13 protein-coding genes are annotated in these 18,682 nt (G+C 42.7%); 5 read left to right on the forward strand and 8 right to left on the reverse strand.

Annotated features, from left to right (window positions below; translation table 11 throughout):
* The first annotated feature begins 114 nt into the window (after nucleotides 1–114).
* Entirely contained in the window at nucleotides 115–609 is a 495-nt protein-coding gene (locus MHI60_RS07505) for an RNA polymerase sigma factor (RefSeq protein WP_034283625.1), read from the forward strand.
* Nucleotides 610–1,467, forward strand: coding sequence for a DUF3298 and DUF4163 domain-containing protein (locus MHI60_RS07510; RefSeq protein WP_144484264.1), 858 nt, complete (start codon nucleotides 610–612; stop codon nucleotides 1,465–1,467).
* Between the two features lie 55 nt (nucleotides 1,468–1,522).
* Here the strand turns inward: MHI60_RS07510 and MHI60_RS07515 are convergent, their stop codons facing one another.
* Entirely contained in the window at nucleotides 1,523–2,449 is a 927-nt protein-coding gene (locus tag MHI60_RS07515; protein ID WP_073979340.1) for a manganese-dependent inorganic pyrophosphatase, read from the reverse strand.
* A 224-nt stretch (nucleotides 2,450–2,673) separates the two neighbouring features.
* Between MHI60_RS07515 and MHI60_RS07520 the strand changes: the two genes are divergently transcribed.
* The 3 genes from MHI60_RS07520 to rplI are packed head-to-tail and all read left to right on the forward strand — an operon-like array spanning nucleotide 2,674 to nucleotide 6,146.
* Nucleotides 2,674–3,690 carry a YybS family protein gene (locus MHI60_RS07520; protein WP_342502678.1) on the forward strand — a complete coding sequence of 339 codons (1,017 nt, stop codon included), beginning with the start codon at nucleotides 2,674–2,676 and terminating at the stop codon, nucleotides 3,688–3,690.
* Between the two features lie 30 nt (nucleotides 3,691–3,720).
* Nucleotides 3,721–5,700 carry a DHH family phosphoesterase gene (locus MHI60_RS07525; RefSeq protein ID WP_048238316.1) on the forward strand — a complete coding sequence of 660 codons (1,980 nt, stop codon included), beginning with the start codon at nucleotides 3,721–3,723 and terminating at the stop codon, nucleotides 5,698–5,700.
* Nucleotides 5,697–6,146 carry a 50S ribosomal protein L9 gene (rplI, locus tag MHI60_RS07530; protein WP_008359128.1) on the forward strand — a complete coding sequence of 150 codons (450 nt, stop codon included), beginning with the start codon at nucleotides 5,697–5,699 and terminating at the stop codon, nucleotides 6,144–6,146. Before MHI60_RS07525 ends, rplI begins: the two co-directional genes overlap by 4 nt.
* Nucleotides 6,147–6,186: 40 nt before the next feature.
* Here the strand turns inward: rplI and MHI60_RS07535 are convergent, their stop codons facing one another.
* The 7 genes from MHI60_RS07535 to MHI60_RS07565 all read right to left on the reverse strand — a co-directional run bounded on the left by MHI60_RS07535 (nucleotide 6,187) and on the right by MHI60_RS07565 (nucleotide 18,672).
* The gene (locus MHI60_RS07535; protein ID WP_144484261.1) at nucleotides 6,187–7,401 is read right to left on the reverse strand and encodes an MFS transporter; all 1,215 of its coding nucleotides are present in this window, start codon (nucleotides 7,399–7,401) and stop codon (nucleotides 6,187–6,189) included.
* 22 nt (nucleotides 7,402–7,423) lie between these two features.
* Nucleotides 7,424–7,570, reverse strand: a complete 147-nt coding sequence (locus tag MHI60_RS07540) for a YycC family protein (RefSeq protein ID WP_064498621.1) — start codon at nucleotides 7,568–7,570, stop codon at nucleotides 7,424–7,426.
* 72 nt (nucleotides 7,571–7,642) lie between these two features.
* Nucleotides 7,643–8,377, reverse strand: a complete 735-nt coding sequence (locus MHI60_RS07545; RefSeq protein ID WP_144484258.1) for an alpha/beta hydrolase-fold protein — start codon at nucleotides 8,375–8,377, stop codon at nucleotides 7,643–7,645.
* A gap of 85 nt (nucleotides 8,378–8,462) precedes the next feature.
* Nucleotides 8,463–9,428: an iron-hydroxamate ABC transporter substrate-binding protein gene (locus MHI60_RS07550; RefSeq protein ID WP_144471568.1), complete on the reverse strand. Its 966-nt coding sequence runs from the start codon at nucleotides 9,426–9,428 to the stop codon at nucleotides 8,463–8,465.
* A 98-nt stretch (nucleotides 9,429–9,526) separates the two neighbouring features.
* The gene (locus MHI60_RS07555; RefSeq protein WP_144471570.1) at nucleotides 9,527–11,152 is read right to left on the reverse strand and encodes a helix-turn-helix domain-containing protein; all 1,626 of its coding nucleotides are present in this window, start codon (nucleotides 11,150–11,152) and stop codon (nucleotides 9,527–9,529) included.
* Nucleotides 11,153–11,275: 123 nt separating this feature from the next.
* On the reverse strand, nucleotides 11,276–11,503 hold the full coding sequence (locus MHI60_RS07560; RefSeq protein ID WP_095410026.1) for an MbtH family protein: 228 nt from the start codon (nucleotides 11,501–11,503) through the stop codon (nucleotides 11,276–11,278).
* Nucleotides 11,504–11,523: 20 nt separating this feature from the next.
* Nucleotides 11,524–18,672 (reverse strand): non-ribosomal peptide synthetase, encoded by a 7,149-nt coding sequence (locus MHI60_RS07565; protein WP_144484255.1) that lies wholly within the window; start codon nucleotides 18,670–18,672, stop codon nucleotides 11,524–11,526.
* Nucleotides 18,673–18,682 lie beyond the last annotated feature (10 nt).

Below are 18,682 nucleotides of genomic sequence, written 5' to 3' on the forward strand. Positions count from 1 at the left end.
AAATGCGAGACATGTTAAAAAAATAACCGAGCGCAAACTATTTTCAAAAGGTGCGCGTCTATCCAATGTAAGAAATAACAGATGCGCATTTAAGATAAAGGAGCTCTTTGTAAAATGAAGAAACGAAAAATAGACGATCAATTTGCGGATTACGTCATGGAGCATAAACACAGTTTTTATCGGTTGTCCTATAGTTATGTCAAAAACCCAGAAGATGCTATGGATGTTGTTCAGGAGGCCATTCATAAAGCACTCAAATCTGTTCACCGATTAGAGGATGCAAGCAAGATGCATAGCTGGTTTTATAAAATCGTGGTGAACGCTGCCCTAGACTTTTTACGAAAGAAGAAGCGGGTGCAAGTGACAGATGATGATACGCTTGAATTCTTATCTCAGGGCGAATCAGATGTATACGAGGATCAAGACGTCAAACGGGCTATAGAGGATTTGCCTGAGATGTATCGAGTCATCATTATTTTGAGATTCTTTGAAGATTTAAAACTAGAGGACATCGCCCAGATTCTCGATGAAAATGAAAACACCATTAAAACAAGATTATATAAGGCACTGCGGCTTTTAAAAGTAGAATTATCACAGGAGGAAATATAAATGGATAAGTATTTGGAACATTTAAAAGATGAATATTTAGAAATTCCTATTCCACCGGAATATGATGCGATGGTTGAACGAACGTTAAAAAGAAAAAATAAAAAACCTCATTTTCAGCAATGGACCATAGGACTTGTTGCGGCGGCAGCTCTTTTTGTCACAACTGTTAATGTCAGTCCACAGGCAGCAAGAGCAATTTCAGAGGTACCTGTCATTGGCGAGCTGGTGAAAGTTGTGACGTTTACAGAATTTAAAAAGAGCGATCAAGGAACGAATATTGATCTTAAAACACCACACGTTTCAGGACTTGGGGACGGAACATTACAAGACAGCCTGAATCAAAAATATTTAGCTGAAAACAAAAAGCTGTATCAAGATTTTGAAAAGGAAACAAAGGGTTATAAAAATGGTCATTTAAGTGTTGAGAGCGGTTATGAAGTGAGAACAAACAATGATCAAATTCTCTCACTAGGTCGATACAAGGTGACGACTCAGGCTTCTGCGGCAGAAGAAATGACGTATGATACGGTGGATAAGAAAAACCATGTACTCATTACATTACCAAGCCTGTTTAAAGATGATCGTTATATTGATGTGATTAGTGAAAATATTAAAGAACAAATGAAGAAACAGATGAAAGAGGATTCAGACAAATCATACTGGATTGGCAAGGAAGATATGGCGGAACCATTTAAGAAAATTAAGCCGGATCAAAACTTCTATATCAATTCAAAAGGGAAGCTTGTGATTTCCTTTAATGAATATGATGTGGCGCCTGGCTACATGGGTGTTGTTGAATTTACGATTCCAACAAGCGTGCTAAAGGATATTCTCGTGAGTGATACGTACATTCATTAAAAAGAAGACAGACAAAAAAGACTGCTGAACAATTCAGCAGTCTTGTCGTGTTTTATTAAGAAAGTGCATCTGTCAGTGCAGGTACGACTTGTTTCTTTCTTGATACAACACCTTTTAGTAAAGCTGTGTTGTTTTCAAGTGTGACGTTAAATGCTTTTTCTACTTTTGCTGCTTCTGCACCGAGTGCAAGAGCAAGGGAGTCATTTTCTAAAATATCTGTGATGACTAAAACAAATAGATCAAGACCTTTTGCTGCAATGACTTCATTAATTTTCGCTTCAATGTCAGCCTGTCTTGCTGTCACTTCAGCGATATCTACTGTATTGACTTGTGCAATTTCCACTTTGCTTTTGCCTAGTGCGAATTCTTTTGCATCAAGTGTAATTAATTCTTGAACCGTTTTTTGACTTAGATCAGCGCCTGCTTTCAGCATGTCTAGGCCATAAACTTCTGGATCTACCCCTGCGATTTTTGCAAGCTCATGTGCAGCATCAATATCTTGCTGTGTGCATGTTGGGGATTTGAATAGTAAGGAATCAGAAATGATCGCAGATAAAAGCAAACCAGCGATTTCTTTTTCAATCGTCACTTGGTTTTCTTTATACATTTTGTTTAAGATCGTTGCTGTACAGCCTACAGGCTCTGCACGATAGTAAAGAGGTTCACTTGTTTCAAAGTTGGCAATACGGTGGTGGTCAATAACCTCAGTTACTTGTACTTGATCAATATCGCTTACACTTTGCTGGAATTCGTTATGATCGACAAGAATGACTTGCTTTGTTTCATTTGCAGCCGTTTCAATGAAACGAGGTGCTTCTTGTTTAAAGAAATCTAATGCGTATTGTGTTTCTCCATTGATTTCTCCAAGTCTGACGGCTTCTGCCTCAGTGCCGATTTTGTTTTTCAAATCAGCGTAAGCAATAGCAGAACAAATCGTGTCTGTGTCAGGATTTTTGTGTCCGAATACGAGTGTTTTTCCCATGTGAATTCTCCTTCTTACATTTATTGATGATGTTTCTATTCTAACAGCTTTTGACCTTGAATTCAGGGTTTATAGCTAAGAATAATCTAAAAAATTGTAACATGCTGTTTGAAAACTTGCATGTGCGATTCCATATCGGTGTTCCACGTGAAACGCTCCTAGGATAGCCTGCATTTTACTTGAGATTTGCCGCTATGGTAAAATAAAGGTTGGGGCAAGACATGATGGAGCTGACATCATACGTATACATAGAAGTACACATTGAGCAAGATATAGAAAAAGGATTGGATAGAGGTGAAGGTGTGAAACAAACAAAAGCGTTAGTAGAGGGCGCAATCATGATGAGTATTTTCGCGGTCATGATGCTGTTTTATTTATATGTGCCGCTATTATCCATTATTTTCTTTCTAGCTGCTCCGATTCCGATCATCCTCTATACAATCAGACACGGCTTGAAAAAAGGAATTGCTGCTGGCGCTATTGGGATAGTGATCAGCTTTTTAATTGGGTCTATGGCTGGGCTCATGAGTGCACCTATCTTAATTGCCGTCGGATTAGGCATGGGTGTTTTCTACAGCAGAAGGCAGCCTGGGAATGCCATCATTACAGGTGCGCTGATTTATTTATTCAGTATTCTCATCTCCTTTGTTGTCAGTGTTCAGCTCTTTCAAATCGATATCATGAATATTGCGAATGAGTCGATTGAGCAAATGATGCCGATGGTAGAGAGTGTTTTAAAGCAATCCGGTGCTTCTGAAAAGGACATAGCCAAACAGCTCAAACAGTTTAAAGAGATGCAGGATACGGCATTAAGTGCTTTACCTGTAGCTTTATTGATTTTGGTCACGCTGATGACTTTTGTGAATCATTGGTTCGTGCGGCCATTGCTCAAACGGTTTGTTTCAGACATGCCGTCCTTGAAGAAATTTAAGGATATGCGGCTGCCAAAAAGCATGGTATGGTATTATTTACTCACATTGCTTTTGATGCTGATTCAGACGGAAAAAGGCAGCTTTTTATGGCTCGTTCAAACGAGTGCGTTTCAAATTTTATTTATACTGGTGCTTATTCAGGGATTTTCTTTTCTCTTCTATTATTGCCATGAAAAAAACATCTCAAAAGCGGTACCCATTTTCGCTGTTGTGTTCACGGTTTTCTTTCCGCCAATCGGTGTGATTGTGCGGATTATAGGGATTGCTGACATAGGCTTTGATTTGAGAGAAAAAGTAAAAAACAAATAATTCACTCTGAATGTTGAGGAGTTGATATCAGTGCCAAGCTTCTATAGAAAACCTGTCATCAAGTATCCGATCTTCGCGTTAATTGTTCTTGCGGTGATCACAGTCCTCCTCAACCTTTATTTTAATTGGATCATAGGAGCAGTTGGTCTTTTCGTCCTTGCAGGTGTGCTCTACTTCTTAAAGTGGGCAGATACGCAAGTGCAGAAAGAGATTGATTCATATATTTCAACATTATCCTATCGAGTCAAAAAGGTTGGAGAAGAAGCGTTAATGGAGATGCCAATTGGTATTATGCTGTTTAATGATCAGTATTATATCGAATGGACCAATCCATTTCTCGCTTCATGCTTTCATGAAAGTACACTTGTCGGCAGATCCTTGTACGATACATTCGAGTCCATTGTGCCTCTTATTAAACAAGAGGTTGAGACCGAAAATGTGACGCTGAATGATCGGAAATTCAAAGTCATTATTAAACGGTCAGAGCGCCTTTTATATTTCTTTGATGTAACAGAACAGGTGCAGATTGAAAGACAGTACGAAAATGAACGAACGGTTTTATCTTATATCTTTTTAGACAACTACGACGATGTCACGCAGGGCCTTGATGATCAAGTGCGCAGCGCTATTAATAGTGAAGTGACGTCTCTGCTCAACAATTGGGCACAAGAATACGGTATTTTCCTGAAGAGAATTTCGTCTGAACGATTTATGGCGGTTCTAAATGAGAGCATTTTAGCTGAGCTTGAAGCGTCGAAGTTTTCCATTTTAGACGAGGTACGTGAGAAAACAGGGGCACATAGTGCGACGCTCACTCTGAGTATCGGGATCGGTGCCTCCGTTCCTTCTTTGAAAGAGCTTGGAGCACTTGCGCAGTCGAGTCTTGACCTTGCCCTCGGACGAGGCGGGGATCAGGTCGCCATTAAACAGCCGAATGGAAAAGTGAAATTCTACGGTGGAAAAACAAACCCAATGGAGAAACGGACACGCGTACGCGCACGGGTCATTTCTCATGCTTTAAAAGAAATTGTATCTGAAAGCGGTAATGTCATGATCATGGGACATAAGTTCCCAGATATGGACTCGATCGGTGCATCCATTGGGATTTTAAAGGTCGCCCAGGCTAATGGAAAAGAAGGCTATATTGTCATTGATGCCAATCAGATTGGCGACAGTGTTCAACGCTTAATTAGTGAAATTAAAAATTATGAAGAGCTTTGGTCACGTTTTATCACGCCAGAGGAAGCAATGGAGCTTGCAAAGGATGATACATTGCTTGTGGTCGTGGATACACATAAACCTTCTCTCGTCATGGAGGAACGGCTGCTGAATAAGATTGAAAATGTCGTGGTCATTGATCATCATAGACGCGGCGAGGAATTTATCCGTGATCCTTTACTTGTTTATATGGAGCCGTATGCTTCATCTACAGCAGAGCTTGTGACAGAGCTCTTAGAGTATCAGCCGAAGAAATTGCGGATTAACATGATTGAGGCGACTGCGCTTCTGGCTGGGATCATCGTTGATACGAAGAGTTTCTCTTTGAGAACGGGGTCAAGAACGTTCGATGCAGCATCTTACCTTCGTGCAAAGGGAGCAGATCCTGTCCTTGTGCAAAAGTTCTTAAAAGAAACAGTTGATCATTACATTAAACGAGCAAAACTCATTCAGCATACAGAGCTGTATCAAAATCAGGTGGCCATTGCTTCATTACCATCTGACAGGTCGGAGTATTATGATCAAATTACGATTGCCCAGACAGCGGATTCCCTGTTGTCAATGAGTGAGGTAGAAGCGTCATTTGCTGTCGCTAGACGAGATGACGACACGGTATGCATTAGTGCTAGATCATTAGGGGATATCAACGTTCAAATTATTATGGAAGCATTAGACGGCGGCGGTCATTTGACTAACGCTGCTACCCAGATTTATGGTATAACCATTGAAGAAGCGGTAGGGAAATTAAAGGCTGCCATAGACGAATATTTCGAAGGAGGGGTTCAAAGATGAAAGTCATCTTTCTAAAAGACGTAAAAGGCAAAGGGAAAAAAGGCGAAGTCAAGAATGTAGCTGACGGATACGCTCACAACTTTCTCATCAAACAAGGATTAGCTGTTGAAGCAACTCCAACGAACCTAAGTGCATTGGAAGGGCAGAAAAACAAAGAGAAAAAGAATGCCATCCAAGAGCTTGAACAAGCAAAACAATTAAAAGAAACACTTGAGGCGTTAACAGTGGAACTCACTGCAAAATCAGGTGAAGGCGGCCGTTTGTTTGGCTCGATTACAAGCAAACAAATCGCTGATAAATTGCAAAAAGATCATCAAATTAAACTCGATAAGCGCAAAATCGAGCTGAATGACGCCATCCGTGCATTAGGTTACACAAATGTACCGGTGAAGCTTCATCCAGAGGTACAAGCAACGTTAAAGGTACATGTGACAGAGCAGGCATAAGCAGAAAAGAACCCGTCTCACGAGGAGGCGGGTTCTTTTTTTATGAAGGATCTGAAATATAGACACTGCGTCCGGCACGCATACCGGATAAAAACATGAAAAATAGGATGATGATAAAGATGATAATTGCTGGTGTCCATGTCTGTGTGGAATCAAAAAGGATACCAATCATGAACGGCCCAACAGCAGCTAATAAATAACCGAGAGACTGCGCCATTCCAGAGAGGGCAGCTGCTTGTTCCATATTGGTTGTACGTAAACCGATAAATGTGAGGGCAAGACTGATACTGGCCCCTTGTCCAATGCCGATCAATAGAACAGAGATGACAAGGATAGGCGTCGATCCTCCGAGAAGAAGTCCAATCATGCCGAGTAAATACACAAGGACAAGGCCGGCGACAAGCGGTCTTTGTGTTTTTAATTTTTCTGCAAAAACGGGCGTTAAGAAGGTAGATGGCAGCCCCACAAACTGCATAATGGACAGCATCCAGCCAGCTGTCGACAGGTTCATTCCATGTGATGTTAAGATATCAGGAAACCAAGCGATGCTGCTATAGAAAAGGAATGATTGCAGGCCCATAAAAAAGGTCACTTGCCATGCGACACGTGAACGCCATATCGGCTGCTCTGTGAGCGAGATGCTTTTGACGGCCGCTGTATTCTGATGAAGAAGCTGCGGCGCCCAAACCATCATGGCGAGAAGGGCAAGTCCAGCCCATACAAGGAATGATGTATTCCAGCCGCCAGGCATCGTATGACTGAGCGGAACACTGACACCTGATGCAAGTGCAGCGAAGACGGACATTGAAGTCGTATATACACTTGTCATCAAGCCTGCATGTGCAGGGAATTTATGCTTCACAAGCCCCGGTAAGAGCACATTACAGATCGCAATTCCAACGCCGACTAGTGCTGTTCCAATCATTAAGAAGGTGATGGTGCCAAATGAGCGAATCACAATCCCAAAGAGAAGGACAGCAAGTCCAAGCCAGAGGGTTCGTTCATTGCCAAGTCGTTTTCCGATTTTAGGTGCAATTGGAGAAAGCAATGCGAATGAAAGCAGTGGTAAAGTCGTGAGAAAACCTGCCAGTCCATTTGAAAGCTGTAAATCGGAACGAATCGCGCCGATCACAGGGCCAACGGATGTAATGGCAGGCCGAAGATTAAATGCAATGAGCAAAATCCCAGCAATCAGCAGGATGGTTTGTCCTGTACTGCGAGGTTGTAATGTTGATTTTTCTAGTTGTTGTTCCATGAATGTAAACTCCTTTATTTCTTTAAGAAGAACGATCTTTCTTCTGTTCAAGCTCCGCTAATTTAGCTAATAAGATATGCTGCGGCATATGCATAATTTGTTCTAACGGTACATTGAGTGATGCAGCAAGCTTTTGTGCGGTATCGGCTGAGATTTGTAAAGGTCTCATGCGCAAATCCCTCCTCTTTCAATCTATACGTTCCAATATATCATATCGGCTTTGTGCCATGCTGATAAAAAATTAGCGTTCTCTTTTATAAAACCACTTTAGGACGGACAAGAAATTTTTTTGAAATTGTTTCAGATGATGGCCCTCCCCTTGTTCGATGTGATATTGCAGCTGCCATTCCTGCATCCCATTCTGTAATAAAAGGTCATGTAGTTGTTCGGTGAATAAAGGCATGTGCTGTTGAGCAGATGTTTTGCCTTTCCCTTCTTCACTGCCTACAGACAAATAGACAAGGTGATCCACACACTGAATGCTTTGTTGTTTAGCAAACGATAGAAAATCTTGATACCAAAATGACCCGGAGATCGACGCGATGTTTTTAAAAAGGTCAGGGTGCATGAATAAGGTATAAATAGCAAATAGTCCACCTAATGAAGCACCTACGTGGCTATGTTCATGACCGGTCTCTTCAACTGGATATTCTCTTTTGATATATGGGAGTAAGTCATTCGCTAAAAATGACACATACGTCTGTGCCTCGCCTTTAAAGTCAGGGAACCCAGATCGCAGTGATGACGCCTTCCATGGTGTATATTCGTCAAGTCGATTGAAGGGGTGTATGCCGACGATGATAATTGGCGAGATGGTTTTCGTTTCGATCATTCTTTCGATCTCTAGCAGGTGTGTTCTAAACAAAGAAGAGCCATCTTGTACAAAGACAGCTGGAACATCAATAGAGGTGTCCGGTGGAAGGTAAATATCAAGCTGACGCCCGTTAAACTCGTCATATAGAAACGTTCCGTTCATGTGTATCCTCTCCTAACGGTTTTCAACTACATTGAAAAGAAGACAAAGGGCTAATCATTTTAGCCCTTTGTCAACAATCATCTTTTTAGTTGTTTTGATCTAACCATTTGACGGCCTTATCAAGGAAGGTTGTTTTGCTTAGTGCTGTTCCTCCTTGAAGCATAGGATCAACAACATTTTCATTGATGTGCCCATTTTTCACAGCTTTTAGGCTTGTCCAAATTTTATTTTTCTCTAAGTCTTTCAATGCATTTGGATTCGATGAGTTTTCCTCTTTAGAGAACTGAACAAAAATATAGTCAGGATTGAGTTCGCCTAGGCGCTCCAATGAAATCAATGCTTGTGCTTTGGCTTTTTTGATATCACTTGGTACTGTAAATCCTAAGTCCCCATATAAAGTAGAGTTGAAGTATACGTCTTCAGGATATACGTACAGGTCGCCCTGTCTAATGCGTAAAATGACAGCTGTTTTGTTGCTGCTTTTGTCTTTCAGGGTTTCTTTCGCTTGTTTGAGATCTTTCTGATAATCAGAAATGATGTTTTTGGCTTCTTTACTCTTTCCAGTCAGTTCACCGAGCAATAAAAGATTGCTTTCCCAGTCAGAAGAGACATGGGATACTGGGATCGTCGTTTGGACTTTATCCAATTTTTTAATTGTTGTAGGTGGGAACTTTGTTGATCCGAGTATCACATCTGGCTTTAGTTTTAAAATTTTCTCTAGGTTCGGTTCTGTTTTTTCCCCGATGCCTTCTGTTTTCGCTGTGATGTCTTTAAATAATTCAGGGAATGTGCCGCCTACAGTAGAAGCACCAATAGGCTCGATACCAAGTAATTTTGCATCTTCCATTGATTCAAGACTTCCAGCAATGACAATTCGTTTCACTGGCGTTTTGAGTTTGTACGTTTGATCTAAGTAATTGATGTTTGTTTCTGTTGCTTCAGCTGACTTGCTTTTGGTTGTGTTTGAAGCAGGTTTATTTTCTGCAGCACCACAGGCTGCTGCGGTGATCGTCATGATACAAAGGATAAGCAATGCGAACCATTTTTTCATTTGTTTTCTCCTTTAACTGATAATTGTTCTCAATTAAAGATTGTATTAGGCTTTCGTCCTTTTATCCATAGACAAATATCTGTCAAATGATGGACTTTTTACGGAAAAAAAGATAAAAGGTCCTGAATGACTCGTTGATGACTGGCTGCTGTGTATTCACGCCAAGGGTCAGAAGTGAGCGGATAGACGGCTTGCTGCGTCACAGCTTTGAGATTTTGCCAAGCCTCCTGCTGCTTTAACTTTTGATAAAAAGCAATGGTTTTTGGCTCCTTATGCAGGAAGAGGAAGATGGCGTCTGGATCTAGCTGTTGTATAGAGCGAATGCTGATTTTTTTTTCTATTAGCTGGCCGTCATTCTGAAACGCTGGCAGAAGACCAATGTCATGAAAAATCACTTCGGACATGGTGCGATTTACAGACAAGTAGAGCTGATCTTGAAAGATTCGTAGAGGCAGGACGGTTTTTGGTGGATGATCAAAAAGGCATGCCTTTTTCGCTTGAATGACGAGTTCCTCGTAATGAATCAGCCATTCTTCTGCTTCCTTCGCTTCGTTTAGGAACATAGCTGTTTGTCTGAATTGAGTGCGCCAATCCAATTGTGTGAATGGAACAAAGTGAACAGGACAGATGGTTTTTAACACTTGTTTTTCTTCCTCTGTCACATGTTCATTGGCAATGATCAGCTCAGGTTTTGTTTCCTTTAATAGCTGTAAATTGGCTTCAGCGTGCTCGTTGATCCGATGTGCACTCAGGTGAATCGGAATTTCTTCTGCATGATGCTCAAAATCATGTGCTGTCCATTTAGGGTGAAGAGGGGCAGCATATGGAATGATATGAATGGGTGTGAGCTGGCCGAGTATAGAATGACCATAGGCTGCAATTTTCCGCTGACGGCTTTTCATATAAGTAGAAGGGGTCATGCCCGTTTTTTTCTTAAAGATGCGGCTAAAGTAATACGGATCTTGATAGCCGATTTCCAGTGCAATGTCTTTGAGCTTTGCGTTGCCTTTTGCCATTAATTGTTTTGCTCTAGCCATCCTTTTCTTGGTGATATAATCAGTAACACTCACATCAAAATGCTTTTTAAATAGCTCACTGTAATGATTAGAGCTGATGCCAGCCATATGAGATAGACTTGTCAGGCTGAGGGGTTCTTCGGAATGTTGATCGATATATTGTTTTGTTTGGAAAAGGGCATGTGCCGTGTCACAAATATCTTCTTTATGCAGTGTGAAAAGCTGCATAATGAGCTGCTGAAAAAGAGTTTGGCTTTTAAAAAAACTAATGGATTCAGGTCTTTGCCATTCCTCTGTCATATCGGACAGTAAAGAATGAATGTGTTCAATCGAACTAATATCGATAAATTGCCATTTATTTAGTAAAGGACGGGCGTATTCAGTTGATACTTCTCCAATGTTTTGATCTTGCAGCGTGTAGAGCTGAAAGCGAAACAGATAGAGCTCGTGTTTTTGATAAGGCTCTGTTTTCAACATAAATGTTTCCCCGGGCATGATCGTATAGAGTGTCAGATGTTTCAATCGCCATTTTTGATCGTTCAATGTGAGTAAACCGCTGCCGCTTATGCTGAAGAGGAGGCAGAATGTATCTGATAGCTGCTGCTCCGTATGTGGAAGCTCTGCATTATTTATTTTTTCAGTATCTGTTAATCGATAGATGAATTGTTCGGCATTTGCCAATGTACGTAATTGATTGTTGTTTCCCATAAAACCACCTGATCTCTTATTGATTGATAAACATTCTCAATTAAATTGTAGCAGAAAGAGCTGAAAGATGGTGATGTTTATTCTGTCAAAAAAGCACCCTGATGGAGATCAGGGTGCGATGATTTATTCCGTTTTTCCATGTGCTAGCGCCGGTTCTTTTGTTAAGTTTAATGGCCGCAAGTCCTGCCAGTGTGTCTGGATATAATCGATGCAGGCATTTCTAGTGTCTTCACCAAAGACCTTTTCCCATCCATCTGGCACTGGTGCAAATGATGGCCAAAGTGAATGCTGTCCTTGTTCATTGACCAGCACAAGAAATACACCGTCTTCACGATCAAAGGGATTTGTCATTTGTCATCTCTCCTTTATTCTTAGTGCTTTTGTTTGACCCGATGCAGTGCGTTGTCTAAGATGACACCAATTTCTGCTAGGGGTTTAGGCTGGCACATGTCTTTGTGCCGGCAATGAATGTCGTGCTGTTCAATTGTTCCGTTGATATAAGGTGCCCATGCTTCGGGATCAATTGGTGTAAACCAATCTGGGATAATGGTAGATCTAAAGAATAATATGTCTCCCTGATAAGTTTTTGGCTGATATTCTCCGAGCAATCGAACTGAATTCACATAGGTTTCTTTTAGATTTCTAATGGCATCTTCACTTAAGCTTGCTAGTGCACTGCCATCTTTTTTCAAAATGTCGACGGCACTTTTCATCGTGAGCGGTTCACCTGTTAAGGTATCTGGATCATAACCGCCGAGCGCAAGAAGAGCGATTAGTGCTTCTTCTTCATCAGGTGCTGCTTTAATCGGTAAGAAATGATTTGGATAGGCATCCAGCATCGCAACGAGTGCGATTTCTTCACCTTGCTGCTGGAGCTGTGTAGCCATTGCCTGTACAACGTTTCCACCTAGTGACCAGCCAAGAAGATGATAAGGGCCTTTTGGCTGAATCGTTTGGATGTGCTTGATGTAATCCGCAGCCATATCATCTAGTGTGTGCGGGTAGTCATCTTTTCTTGCGATTCCTCGTGCCTGTAATCCATAAATAGGGATGTCTTTCTCTAATGTATTCAAGAGACCGGCATAGCACCAGCTAAGACCACCAGCTGGGTGAACACAGAAGAGAGGATACCTTTCTCCATTTGTTCGCAGCGGCAGCAAGATGTCTAGCGCATTTTCATCGCTTCCTGTTTCTAGTTTCTCTGCCAAACTTGCCACATTTGGTGCTTCAAACAATGTTCCGATACTTAGTTTGACACCAAGTGCATCACGAATGCGGCTGATTAAACGAACCGCAAGTAAGGAATGCCCGCCAATGTCAAAAAAGCGATCGTCTATGCTGATTTTAGGCAAATCAAGCACCTCTTCAAAGAGATGACATAGGATTTCCTCTTTCGGATTTCTTGGGCCGCGGCCATCCGCTTGCTGTAAATGCAATTGAGGGGCTGGCAGTGATTTTTGATCAAGCTTCCCGTTTGCTGTAAGCGGCATGGCGTCAATCTGTACATATGCCGCGGGCACCATGTAATCAGGAAGACTGGCTGCTGCAAAATGACGAAGGGTCTCTGTATCGAAACGGTTTTCTTCAGTTGGGACAATATAGGCGACTAGGCGTTTGTCGCCAGGCTGATCCTCTCGCATCATGACGGCCACTTGTGCAACCGCATCATGGCGTGCCAGAACGGCTTCGATTTCTCCAAGTTCAATGCGGAAGCCGCGTATTTTAATTTGATGATCAGCTCTGCCGATGTAATCAAGAGCCCCTTCTTCTGTCCAGCGCGCAAGGTCGCCTGTGCGATACATCCTTGTGCCAGGTGCGCCATAAGGATCGGCAGGGAATCGATCTGATGTCAGGTCAGGTCTGCCTAGATAACCTCTTGCAAGGCCAGCTCCAGCTACATACATTTCACCTGTCGTCCCAGGGGGAACAGGCTGCAAGTATTCATCTAGTACGTAAACGTGTAAATCAGGAATCGGTTCACCTATTAAACTGCTGGAGTTCTTTGTGATCATATCTCGATTGAGTTCATTGTACGTAACGTGTACGGTGGTTTCTGTAATGCCGTACATGTTAACTAGCTTTGGCTTACAGTCTGAGTGACGGCTGTACCAATCTTCTAATCTGCTAAGCTCTAATGCTTCACCGCCAAAGATGACATAGCGGAGTGATAATGCTTGGCCTAGTGTTTGTTGTTCCTTGTCTATCTGCATGAGCTGATAGAAGGCAGAAGGTGTTTGATTAAGCACAGTCACACCTTCCTCGACTAGAAGCTGCAGCATCTCTTCTGGAGAGCGAGAGATGGTATGAGGTACAATGACAAGCCTGCCGCCATATAAAAGTGGTCCCCAAATTTCCCATACTGAAAAGTCAAAGGCATATGAATGAAACATTGTCCAAACATCCTCTTCATCAAAATGGAACCAATGTTCAGTAGATGTCAGAAGACGGATGACATTTTGGTGTGGGATGACCACTCCTTTTGGTTTCCCTGTAGAACCGGATGTATAAATAATATAGGCCGGATGCAGAGAAGATAGCGGCTCAATTCTGTCAATATCAGCCGGATTGTGATTTGGCATAGTCAGCAATTGATCGCTCGTTTCTTTTTCGTCTAACAAAATCAAATCGCAATCAGCAGGGAGGTGCATTGCATCTGCTTTTGTTGTAATGCTGCAAACGGGTTTGGCATCTTGTATCATGTATGCCAGTCTGTCTGCTGGGTAATCAGGATCAAGCGGAACATAGGCTGCGCCTGCTTTATGAACGGCTAATAAGCTTACGAGCATGTCGATTGATCTAGGTAGGGCAAGTGCAACGAACTGTTCTGGTCCAACGCCTTTTTCTATTAATAAATGAGCAAGACGATTGGCTTTGTTGTTTAACTCTTCATAGGTCAGCTGCCTCTTGCCATCCGTTACTGCGACCCGATTAGGATATTGCTGCGCCGTTTTTTCAAATAAGGCCGGGAGACTGTGTGCTTGGTCTAACTGAGCAATTGTCTTTTTGTCAGGGAGAAATGTTTGCTGCTCTTTATCTGATAAAATGTTCACTTGACCAATCGGCAGGTGTGGGCGCTCAGCTACCTCTGTTAAAAAACGCTTCATTCTGTCAGCGATTGCTCGAATGGTGCTTTGTTTAAATACATCTGTGCTGAATTCAAACAATCCTCTTAATCCCGCTGCTGACCCAGTTTCCGTTCTTTGTTCTGCTAATTCGATGGTCAGATCAAATTTAGCTGACCCTACTGGTTTTACGTAGAGATTTGAATCAAGTTGTGTCAGCTTCATTTCCGCCTTCGGTGTATTTTGGAAGGCTAGCATGACCTGGAACAATGGATTTCGTGATCTGGACCGGGTTGGATTTAGGATTTCGACTAGACGTTCAAATGGCAGATCCTGATGCTCGTAGGCTGCTAAGTCAACGTCTCGCACTCGCTTCAATAGCTCACTAAAGGTTGGATTACCATCTGTATTGGTACGTAATACTAGTGTGTTCACAAACAAGCCGACAATATCGTCAAGTGCATCGTCATTCCGTCCAGCAATTGGACTGCCGATTGGGATATCTGTACCGGCCCCAAGGCGTGTCAGTAATGCTGCAAGTGATGCTTGAAGCACCATGAACAAACTCACCTGATGCTGCTTTGCAAGCTCAAGGAGGTTCTGATGTAAAGCGGGTTCAATCGTAAAGTCTATCGTCGCACCGTTGAAGCTTCCTTCCTGTGGACGCGGGAAGTCGTAAGGAAGCTCGAGTTCTTCAGGCAGGTCATGTAAGGCACCTTTCCAATAGCTGAGCTGCTTGGCAAATAGACTATCCGTCTCTTCTTCACTGCCCAACAGTTTCTGCTGCCAAATAGCATAGTCAGCATATTGAACAGGTTCCGCTGGCAAGGAAATAGATTTTCCTTGTATACGGGCTTCGTAAGCAGCAGCTAAATCTCGCGTCAGTGGTGCAAGCGACCAGCCGTCACCAGCGATATGATGCAGCAATAGAAGCAGTACGGATCGGTTTGCATCAAGCGTGAATAATTCAGCTCGAAGTGCAGGTTCTTCTTCAATCTGAAAGCTATAGCGAATGGCTTCGTTTAACTGATTCTCAATTTGTTGATCGCTTGAAGCTGTGACATGGAGTTCAGGCTGAACACTTTTCGGGTGTAAAATGACCTGTCTTGGCATGCCATTCTTATCTGGAAAAATGGTTCTAAGGGTTTCGTGTTTTTCAGTGATATCTGCCAGTGCACCAATTAGAGCTGTTTGATCTAGTGTACCTGTCAGTTGAATGACAAGTGGAATATTGTAAGTTGGACTTGGCCCTTCAAGGCAATGAAGGAACCAGAGTCGTTTTTGGGCAAAGGATAATGGAATTTCATCTGGCTTGTCTTCAACCTGAAGCGGGGGCCGAATGTCCTTCGCTTTGTCAATGTGCTGCGCAAGCTCAGCAACCCGAGGAGATTCAAAAATGGTACTCATGCTTAGGTCTGCACCGAGTGTATCGCGTATACGTCTGAGCAGACGAGCGGCGAGTAAGGAATGTCCTCCTAAGTCAAAGAAACTATCATCTATGCCAATTTGAGATAGACCAAGGGTTTCTGCAAATAAACTACATAACATGTCTTCTTGTGGTGTTCTAGGTGTACGCTCAGAACTAACTAAAGACATATTTGGTGCAGGTAATGCTTTGCGGTCGATTTTACCGTTTGGTGTAAGTGGAAGTTCTGGCAGCACGACAACAGCAGAGGGCACCATGTAGTCAGGAAGTAATGAAGCCACAAACTGCCTGAGCTCTGAAGGGTGCAGAGAAGAGCCATCTGTCAGCACAACATACGCACAAAGAAGCTGCTGCCCAGGTTGATCCTCACGAACGATAACAGATGTATGCTTTATGGATTGGTGCTGCATCATCACGGTTTCGATTTCACCTAGTTCAATACGGAAGCCGCGGATTTTAATTTGATGATCGGCACGGCTGATATAATCAATTGAACCATCTTCACGCCATCTGGCTAAATCACCGGTACGATACATTCTCGTGCCTTTTGTGCCGAATGGATCAGCGACAAAGCGTTCTGCCGTTAAATCATATCGTCCAAGATATCCTCTGGATACTCCTTCACCTGCAATATAAAGTTCACCGATTGATCCTGCTGGGACTGGGTTTAGTCCTTCATCTAAAATGTAAATGCTCGTATTCCAAATGGGTTTACCGATTGCCGGCCCGCTATTCTCCCGGTGTGCTGTGACATTTTCCATCGTAGACCAAATCGTCGTTTCTGTAGGTCCGTACAAATTAGTAATGTCGCATTGAAGAGATTGCAATGTGTGCAAAAGGGAAGCAGGGAGTGCTTCTCCTCCAACAAGAACACGCATACCTGTTATCACGTCAGGGTATTCATCTGCCAACGCATGCCACAACGTTGGTGTTGCCTGCATGATTGTGACATGATGAGAACGAATCATGTCTGAAAGCTTTGCTGGTTCTTGTATGGTTTCTTTTTTTGCCAATAAAATAGCAGCCCCATGTAAAAGCGGGAGGAACATTTCCAGCCCGGAAATATCAAAGGCAATGGTCGTTACTGCTAAAAGCTGGTCTTTTTGATCTAATAAAAATGAATCTTGCATGGACAATATAAAGTTGATCACATTTCGTTTTGTTACAACAACACCCTTTGGTTTGCCTGTCGATCCTGATGTGTAGAGGATGTAAGCCGGGTGATGTGGAGAGCCCTCGCTCCAGGTCGGATTGAGATGCGGACTGCCTGCTATCTCCTGATGAACAGTTGCATCATCCAGCTGAACGATGTGCGGATGATCCAAACCGTCTGCTGTTTCTTTGATTGTGAGCAAGCACGCCGGTTTGGCATCTTCTAGCATATAGGCGACACGATCGTTAGGATAATCAGGGTCTAATGGCAGATATGCCGCTCCCGTTTTGACGACGGCTAATAGACTTACGACCATATCGATGGATCGAGGCAGAGCAATTGCGACAAATTGTTCTGGTCCAATGCCATGCTTTTTCAAATAATGAGCTAATTGATTAGCCCGCTTATTCAACTCTTCATAGGTCAAAGTAATTCCTTCAAACTGTAATGCTTTTGCTTGTGGTGTTTTGCTCACCTGTTTTTCAAATAGTTCCCGTAAAGATTCCTGTGGTAATTCTCGTTTTGTATCATTCCAGTGCTTGAGGATGTTCTCTTTTTCTTTAGACAAAAGAAGGTTGAATTGACTGATCGTCTGATCTTCCTCTAGTCCGGTTATTTCCTCCAGCAATTGAAGAAAACGCTGCTGATGAGCGTCAACTGCTTGCTCTTTGTAAACGGCAGGGTTTGCATCAAAGTCGATTTGAAATCCGTTCCCATCCGCGCGGTCGTATATGTTGATCGATATATCATCCACGGGTCCTGCTGAAAGGTTATGTGCTTGGCCAATGCTCTGACCGAACACGAGATTATAATCAAATGGCATGATATTGATCTGTGGACCAAATAATCGCTGATTTCTTCCGATGAGTTTAAAGTCTCTCCGCATGTTCTCGTGACGATATCTTTGATGAGGGCGAATGGCTTTTAGTTCGTCAGATACTTGGCGAACAAGTGCTGAGAGTGTCATTTCTGGTTTGCATGTTAAACGAAGTGGTACCAGGTTCATCACCATTCCGGGTGTTTGTAAGGCGCAAGATCCAAGGCGCATCATCACAGGTAATCCTAAAACAATATCGTGTGCACCAGTCATACGATGCATATATAAAGCGGATGCTGCAAGAATCATTTCATGCCACGTACTACCGAAGGCCTGAGCATTTTTTTTCATTTTGCTTACCTTATCGGCATTGTAGCTAGCCGTTTTGCGGATAAAATGATCCGACGTTCTTGGGGCAAGCTCAGCAAGGCTGACAATTTCCGGTTGATCAGCGAAGCGATTTTTCCAAAATGCTCGATCATCATCATACCGATTGGACTGTTGATAGGTGAGCTCCTCTTGGACTACGTCATGTAAGGCTCCAAATGTTTGAGGAGGCACAGGTGTCCCTTTCGATAGGGCTGAATAGACCTCAGCAACACGGCGTGCAATGAGCGAAAAGGCGAATCCATCAATGGCAATGTGATGAATGCGCTGATACCAGATAAATCGATCGTCAGCAAGCTGAAAAAGTACTTCACGGAATAATATATCTTTCTCTAAAGAGACTGGCGTTGAAAGATCGGCCTTCATCCATGCTTTAGCCGCATCAAGCGGCTGTTTTTCATTTTGTAAATTGATCAATTGGAATGGAATCTCTTTCTTAGATGAGAACCATTGCTTTGGACCGTCAGTATCCTCAACGAAGCGCATATACAAGGAATCTGCTTCTAAGACAGTCTTTCTAATGGCTGCTTCAAAGTGTATGGGATCAATAGGACCTTTAATATCTATATACTCAGCTGTATTGAAAATAGGATTAGCTGGATCAAGCTGCTGCGCGTACCAAATGCCTGATTGGGCACCGGTTAGTGGGAATGAATCGACTGACTGGATCGACAAGGGTCTATAC

The sequence above is a fragment of the Bacillus sp. FSL K6-3200 genome (assembly GCF_038630485.1).
GTDB classification, from domain to species: domain Bacteria; phylum Bacillota; class Bacilli; order Bacillales; family Bacillaceae; genus Bacillus; species Bacillus safensis.

What these genes read in the sequence shown, in the direction of transcription:
- MHI60_RS07520 (WP_342502678.1), top strand. Translation starts at nt 2,674, where the DNA reads ATGGAGCTGACATCATACGTATACATAGAAGTACACATTGAGCAAGAT.
- MHI60_RS07560 (WP_095410026.1), bottom strand. Translation starts at nt 11,503, where the DNA reads ATGACAAATCCCTTTGATCGTGAAGACGGTGTATTTCTTGTGCTGGTC.
- MHI60_RS07510 (WP_144484264.1), top strand. Translation starts at nt 610, where the DNA reads ATGGATAAGTATTTGGAACATTTAAAAGATGAATATTTAGAAATTCCT.
- rplI (WP_008359128.1), top strand. Translation starts at nt 5,697, where the DNA reads ATGAAAGTCATCTTTCTAAAAGACGTAAAAGGCAAAGGGAAAAAAGGC.
- MHI60_RS07540 (WP_064498621.1), bottom strand. Translation starts at nt 7,570, where the DNA reads ATGAGACCTTTACAAATCTCAGCCGATACCGCACAAAAGCTTGCTGCA.
- MHI60_RS07545 (WP_144484258.1), bottom strand. Translation starts at nt 8,377, where the DNA reads ATGAACGGAACGTTTCTATATGACGAGTTTAACGGGCGTCAGCTTGAT.
- MHI60_RS07505 (WP_034283625.1), top strand. Translation starts at nt 115, where the DNA reads ATGAAGAAACGAAAAATAGACGATCAATTTGCGGATTACGTCATGGAG.
- MHI60_RS07535 (WP_144484261.1), bottom strand. Translation starts at nt 7,401, where the DNA reads ATGGAACAACAACTAGAAAAATCAACATTACAACCTCGCAGTACAGGA.
- MHI60_RS07515 (WP_073979340.1), bottom strand. Translation starts at nt 2,449, where the DNA reads ATGGGAAAAACACTCGTATTCGGACACAAAAATCCTGACACAGACACG.
- MHI60_RS07550 (WP_144471568.1), bottom strand. Translation starts at nt 9,428, where the DNA reads ATGAAAAAATGGTTCGCATTGCTTATCCTTTGTATCATGACGATCACC.
- MHI60_RS07555 (WP_144471570.1), bottom strand. Translation starts at nt 11,152, where the DNA reads ATGGGAAACAACAATCAATTACGTACATTGGCAAATGCCGAACAATTC.